The following is a 6,387-nucleotide window of genomic DNA, read 5'->3' as shown; positions in this document are numbered from 1 at the left end:
CGGGATCGAGCAGTTCAACGAGGTGATGGGTGCGATGGGCCGTGCGCCCGATCTCGTCGAGCTCGGCAAGGATGGGCGGGGCGAAGATCGCTTCACCACGCGGCAGATGATCGAGGCCGAGCAGCGCCTGCATAGGGCTGCAGAACTCATGGCGGAGCGCGAGCACCACGCGGTGAAGGATACCAACAGGAACGTGGCTCTGGCGCGCGCCGAGCAGCGCGGGCTTGTTCTGTCCAGTGAGCAGTCTGACGCGCTGGTGCACATCACCGGCACCCGCGATCTCGGCATCGTCGTCGGTTATGCCGGGACGGGGAAGAGCGCCATGCTCGGCGTCGCCCGCGAGGCCTGGGAAGCGGTCGGCCTGGAGGTTCGCGGCGTCGCATTGTCCGGCATCGCGGCGGAGAATCTGGAGAGCGGATCGGGGATCACGTCCCGCACTCTCGCCAGCCTGGAACATGGCTGGGGACAGGGCCGGGATCTGCTCACCTCACGCGATGTTCTGGTGATCGACGAGGCCGGCATGGTCGGCATGCGCCAGTTGGAGCGCGTGCTCTCCCATGCCGCGGATGCCGGCGCCAAGGTGGTGCTGGTCGGCGATCCGCAGCAGCTGCAATCCATCGAGGCGGGTGCGGCCTTCCGCTCGCTCGTTGAGCGTCACGGCGGGGCGGAGATCAGCGAGGTACGCCGCCAGCGCGCGGACTGGCAGCGCGATGCCACGCGCGATCTGGCGACCGGCCGGATCGGCGATGCGATTGAAGGCTATGACAAGAACCGCATGGTCCATGCCGCGCAAACGCGGGAGCAGGCGCGCGGCGAACTGATCGACCGCTGGGACCGTGACCGACACGCCGCGCCTGACCAAAGCCGCATCATCCTCACCCACACCAATGACGAGGTGCGCGCTCTCAATCAGGCCGCCCGCGAACGGTTGTGGGAGGCCGGCGATCTCGGTGACGACGTGCGAGTAACCGTGGAGCGCGGGGAGCGTTCCTTCGCCAGCGGAGACCGTGTCATGTTCCTGAAGAATGAGCGCGGGCTTGGGGTGAAGAACGGCACGCTCGGCACTATCGAGCAGGTCAGCGCGCAGTCCATGTCGGTGCGTACCGATGACGGCCGATCCGTCGCCTTCGACCTGAAGGGCTATGACCGTATCGACCATGGCTATGCCGCGACCATCCACAAGGCGCAGGGGATGACAGTCGATCGCACCCATGTGCTGGCCACGCCCGGCATGGATGCCCATTCCAGCTATGTCGCCCTCTCGCGCCACCGTGACGGCATGGAGCTGCACTATGGCCGCGACGACTTCGCGGATGGAGCCCGGCTGGTGCGCACCCTGTCGCGCGACCGGGCCAAGGACATGGCGTCGGATTATGCGCGGTCCGATCCGGCGCAGGACTATGCCGAGCGGCGCGGCATCACCTTCCGCCAGCGCGTCGTGGAGATGGTGCGCAAGGTTCCGGAGAAACTGCGCGACCTCGTCGACACCCTAAAGCCATCCGTCGACCTGGCAGGGGAAGCGCCAGCCCTGCGCGAAGAGCCCGGCAACAAAGCCCGGCTGATCGCCCAGGAGCCTCCCGAGGATCTGGAGGCGGTGCTGCGGCGGGCGCGAACCCGCGCACTCATCCGGCATGCCCGGGCGTGGGAAGCAATCCTCACCACGGCCGATGCCACCGGTCAGGGTACGCCCGAGCAACTTCGGGAGCTCAGCGACGCCCGCAAGGCTTTCGACGAGGTGCGTCCCCATGGCTGGCGCGATGCGGAGGCCGCCTATGAGAAGAACCCGGAGCTTGTGCACGAGGCGGCCGGCGGCAAGCTCAATCGCACCATCCGGGCCCTCCAGCTTGAAACAGAAATCCGCACCGACCCGGAGCGCCGGGCCGATCGCTTCGTCGAGCGCTGGCAGAAGCTCGACCGGGATCGCGAGCGCCAGTACCGCGACGGCGACTACTCCGGCTACAAGGTAACCCGCGTCCAGATGGGCGACATGGCGCGGAGCCTGGAGCGCGACCCGCAGCTTGAATCCCTGCTCGCCGCTCGCAAGAAGGAACTGGGCATCAGCCTCAACACCGGCCGCAGCCTTGGCCGAGAGCTTGCCCGCAGCCACGGCATCGACTTCGACCGCAGCCGTGGCCTCGGTCTCTAGAGCCGTCCGATGTGCCGCCGCCGGTCCGCCAGAAAACACCGGCGCCGTTCATCCTCTTGCCGGTCGGCAGCCCGATGCCTTGTCTTGCGCAGGCGCCATCAGGCGCATCCAGCAGGAGGCAGCACCGCCATGCACTCATCAGAGCGTATCATCCGCCTGAAGACCGTCCTTGCCCGCACCGGCTTGTCCCGCTCCACCATCTACCGCAAGATCGCGGAGGGGACTTTTCCCGCCCAGCTCAGGATCAGCACCAACGGCGCCGGCTGGCGGGAATCTGACATCAACCGATGGGTCGCGGATCCGCCGCGGTGGCGGGCAGGGGAGATAGGATGATTTGTGACAAAACCTCTGATAAAATTGAGTCTGGTTAGAGGATTTGTCACATGCCCTCGGTGCAAGAAACGCAAAAGGCGAAGCTCAGAAGCCTGCTCGATGCGCACAGCATGATGCATGCGCATGAACTGCGCGAGGCCGGCATTAGCGCACAGACGATCTCACGCGCTGTCGAGCAAGGTGACATCGAGCGCATCTCGCGCGGAGTTTATCAAAAGCGTGGCGCGGAGGTCGAAGAGAACCAGATCCTCGCCGAAGCCGCCATGCGCGTCCCCAAAGGTGTGGTCGCTCTGGTGTCGGCGCTCGCCTTTCATGGACTGACCGATCAAATGCCACGGCGCATCTGGATGGCAATCGGGACGAGCGATTGGGCGCCCGTCCAGTCCTATCCCCCACTGCGCATGGTCCGCTTTACGGACCCCTATCTACGACACGGCATCGAACATCATGCAATCGCTGGCCTAGACGTCCCGGTATATTCCATCCCGAAGACCCTCGCCGATCTATTCCGACACCCGAGACTGGTCGACCGATCGGTCGCCGTCGAAGGCCTGCGCGCCGCCATCCAGCAACGAAAGGTAACTCCGAGCGCAATCGCCCAGGCCGCGAAGGCCGGCGGCGCATGGAAGGTGATGCAACCCTATCTCGAGGCGCTCACTTCCAATGGGTAAAGCACCGACGAATATGGCGAAGTCGGTCAAGGACCGGCTGCTCAATATCGCCCGCAAAGAAGGCCGCGCATTCGATATCCTGCTGGTGCGGTTTGCGCTGGAACGGCTGCTCTACCGTCTGTCGATCTCGGCGCATCGTGACCGTTTCGTCCTGAAAGGCGGCATGCTGGTCACGGTCTGGGTGACCGACGATAATCGGGTGACGCGGGATGCGGACTTTCTCGGACACGGGGACGCCAATCCGAACCGCCTGATTGCCGATTTCGGGCAGATCATGGCGGTCGAGAGCGACGATGGACTCGTCTTCGACATCGATGCGCTCGCTGCAACGGTCATTCGAGAAGAAATGGAGTACGGCGGCATTCGGCTCAAGACCGCCGCTTATCTCGAAAGAACGCGTATTCCTGTCACCATCGATATCGGCTTTGGAGACGCCATGGCCGATGCGACGCAGCGCCTCAACTATCCGACCCTGTTGGATTTTCCCGCTCCGCAGGTTCGTTCTTATCCGCCCGCCACGGTGATCGCGGAGAAGTTCCAGGCCATGGTGGCGCTCGGCGTCCTCAACGGACGCATGAAGGACTATTACGACCTGTGGGCGATCCCGCGCGCGATCAACATCGCCGCTGACGATCTGGACGCGGCCATTAGCGCGACGTTCGAGCGCCGGCGGACGCCGATCCCGAGAGGACGCCCACCCGGCCTCTCGGTCGAGATGTTCGGCGACGAAGGCAAGCAGCGGCAATGGCGCGCTTACGCTGCGTCGCTCGAACTCGACGGTGTTTCGCTGGAATCGATCATCGAAGGCGTTTGGGAGTTGGTCAGCCCGTCATGCGCGCGGATTGTTGCGAAAAACGGGAATGAGACATGACCTCGGCCAATCTCCCAGCGAGGGGCGGTTTAAAGTTATGCGGATCCGCATCCGTTAGGTTGGCAAAGTCAGCCTATGGCAAACCCTCGTGCGTCTTCGCCTTGATACAAACCCTCGAACTCTGATGGCCGAAAGCCGTGGCTTTATATCAGGCGGCCGGAAGACCTAACCATCCTCCTCCATCGGGAGGGGCAGGGCGCTTGCCAATTCCAGCACCGAACACATAGTGCCTCGTTGCCGATAGACGAGCGTCGAAGGCTGATGAATGTCGATTCCAGCCGCCTGTCCCGTGTGTACGGAGGCTTTGATTTTGTCAGTTCTGACGGTATCGTCTGGAGGGGATAATTGGATGGTTGCCGTCCAGGACCTGCCGCGAAACGGGTCGATTGATCTCGATAGTCCGCGAAGGCTCAAAATATTTTTCGAGCCAATTTTCCTTTTGAAATCAATACAGTAGCATTTTGACGATCTCGAAGGCGGATCTGGCTCTTCTTAAGCCTAAAAATCTTATTGATTTCAATAGCTTGTGTGGACTTTCGATCAATGAGTGGGAGTGAATTAAGGTCGTTTCAGACCGTCCCGCTCCGTGCCACATATCGCACGATCCCTCTGATTGATAAGGATAATTCTTCCTACCCCGTATCGCTGAATGTCACCCCAGCCGAGCCACTTTGTTGGTAGCGATGTTGGTATGGCGCAGGATGGTCGAGAAGCGGGCTTTCGCTACCAACACCCCCCTTGTTGGTATCCGTTCGCCCCCGGACCGGATGCGGAGTTATGGGCGATCTCACTGATAAAGAACTGAAAAATCTGAAGCCGAAGGCCAAGCTGTACAAGGTGACGGACCGCGACGGAATGCACGCGGCCGTCACACCGACCGGGGTCATTTCGTTCCGGTATCAGTACAGGGTGAATGGGCGGCAGGAGGTTTTGACCATCGGCCGCTACAGCGCCGCTGTGGCGCGCAGCCTGACACGGGCGCCCGAGGCGCTGGAATACGGAATGGAGGTGTCGCTTGCGGAGGCGAGGGCACTTCTGGCGCGCGCTCGGCGTCAAGTCGAGCGGGGCGAGTCGCCGTCGAAGGCCAAGGTCGAAAAGCGGACAGCGTCAGCGGAAGCGTTCACGTTCGGCGGGTGGGCAGAGGCCTATTTCAAGCACAAAGCCGATCCCAAGTCGGGGGCTGAAAGACTGGCCGACAGCACTCTGGCAATGCGCCGGTCCGTCTATGATCGCGCCATCGCGGGAGAGTTGTCGAAGCTCAAGCTCGGGGAAGTGACGCCGCAGCGCCTCAAGCGCCTGTGCGACGAGGTCAAAGACAAGCGCGGCCCAGCGGTTGCCGTCCATGTCCGCGAGGTCGTGTTGTTGGTGTTCCGCCACGCCCAAGGTTGTGGGCTGGATGTGAGCAACCCGGCCGAGTCGATCCGCACCAGCGCCATCGCCACCTTCGAGCCGCGCGAGCGCGCGCTGTCGCCGTCAGAGGTCCGCGCGGTCCTGACGGCTCTGGATCATGTGGCAGCGGCGCCCACGCTGCGCTCAGCACTGAAGTTCGTCCTGCTGACCGGCGTTCGCAAGTCGGAGTTTATCGACGCTACATGGAGAGAAATCGACTTCGCCACCGCGCGCTGGACGATCCCGGCCGAGCGCATGAAGGCCGGGAAGGCGCATGTCATCCCGCTCAGCGATCAGGCGCTCGATATTCTGACGGCGTTCCGTACCATGTTCGGCGCCAGCCGATACCTGCATCCGGGCCGCTACGACGGTGACACACCCATCAGCAACGCCACACTCAACCGTGTGATCGACACCGTCGTGGAGCGCATCCGGGAGCAGGACCCGGACTTTCAGACCTTTGGTGTTCACGACCTGCGCCGCACATTCTCAACGGGCCTGAATCGCGCCAAGTTCGATGATCGCTGGATTGAGATGAGCTTGGCCCATGCGCCTCGTAATCGGATCGCGGCCGTCTACAACGTGAACCGCTACCTCGCCGAGCGGAAGATCATGCTTCAGTGCTGGGCAGATATGCTCGACGCTTGGGTGCGCGGCGAATCCGCTAAAGACCTAATCGCCGACGCAAAACAGCGCGCCGCCGAGGTCCACGATGACGCATTGGATGATGATCTCTGAACGAGATTCTCCCCATCCATTTTGTCAGTCATTAGTTGTCCGCCACCGCGGCGGATCCGCAACCCACCGGTTGATGTCGGATTCCCGCCAACCGGCGCCGTTGGTGCTGATCCTGTTGATTTCCGCGAAGAACTGACCCTGGATTTCCACTGAGAATTGACCCGGGCTGATGGTGGTCGGCGGTCAGGTGGCGGTCAAGTTTCGTGGCTTCTCCCTGGTGGGTTTGGGTGGCTTTGCCG

The 6,387-nt window shown here is 62.6% G+C and carries 5 protein-coding genes; all 5 read left to right on the top strand.

All coding sequences use genetic code 11. The annotated features are described in order from the left end of the window. The coding region (locus tag VRZ77_RS21500) for an AAA family ATPase (protein ID WP_414594611.1) at positions 1-2,146 on the top strand (2,146 nt) is incomplete at its 5' end. A 129-nt stretch (positions 2,147-2,275) separates the two neighbouring features. Next, a complete protein-coding gene (locus VRZ77_RS21495) occupies positions 2,276-2,479 on the top strand; it encodes a helix-turn-helix transcriptional regulator (protein WP_414594610.1) in 204 nt (67 codons plus the stop codon). A gap of 50 nt (positions 2,480-2,529) precedes the next feature. Beyond that, positions 2,530-3,150, top strand: a complete 621-nt coding sequence (locus VRZ77_RS21490; RefSeq protein ID WP_414594609.1) for a type IV toxin-antitoxin system AbiEi family antitoxin domain-containing protein — start codon at positions 2,530-2,532, stop codon at positions 3,148-3,150. Next, positions 3,143-4,021, top strand: a complete 879-nt coding sequence (locus tag VRZ77_RS21485) for a nucleotidyl transferase AbiEii/AbiGii toxin family protein (RefSeq protein WP_414594608.1) — start codon at positions 3,143-3,145, stop codon at positions 4,019-4,021. The genes VRZ77_RS21490 and VRZ77_RS21485 overlap by 8 nt, the downstream gene beginning before the upstream one ends. 777 nt (positions 4,022-4,798) lie before the next feature. Then, positions 4,799-6,148 carry a tyrosine-type recombinase/integrase gene (locus VRZ77_RS21480; protein ID WP_414594607.1) on the top strand — a complete coding sequence of 450 codons (1,350 nt, stop codon included), beginning with the start codon at positions 4,799-4,801 and terminating at the stop codon, positions 6,146-6,148. Positions 6,149-6,387 lie beyond the last annotated feature (239 nt).

Source organism: Ancylobacter sp. G4_0304 (assembly GCF_047501495.1).
Classification (GTDB): domain Bacteria; phylum Pseudomonadota; class Alphaproteobacteria; order Rhizobiales; family Xanthobacteraceae; genus Ancylobacter.
Note: the sequence above shows the minus strand (reverse complement) of the source record. Positions and strands in the feature narration are given on the sequence as shown.

Bases quoted from the DNA above. Each gene is read 5' to 3' on its own strand.
- VRZ77_RS21495 (WP_414594610.1), top strand. From the start codon at position 2,276: ATGCACTCATCAGAGCGTATCATCCGCCTGAAGACCGTCCTTGCCCGC.
- VRZ77_RS21490 (WP_414594609.1), top strand. From the start codon at position 2,530: ATGCCCTCGGTGCAAGAAACGCAAAAGGCGAAGCTCAGAAGCCTGCTC.
- VRZ77_RS21485 (WP_414594608.1), top strand. From the start codon at position 3,143: ATGGGTAAAGCACCGACGAATATGGCGAAGTCGGTCAAGGACCGGCTG.
- VRZ77_RS21480 (WP_414594607.1), top strand. From the start codon at position 4,799: ATGGGCGATCTCACTGATAAAGAACTGAAAAATCTGAAGCCGAAGGCC.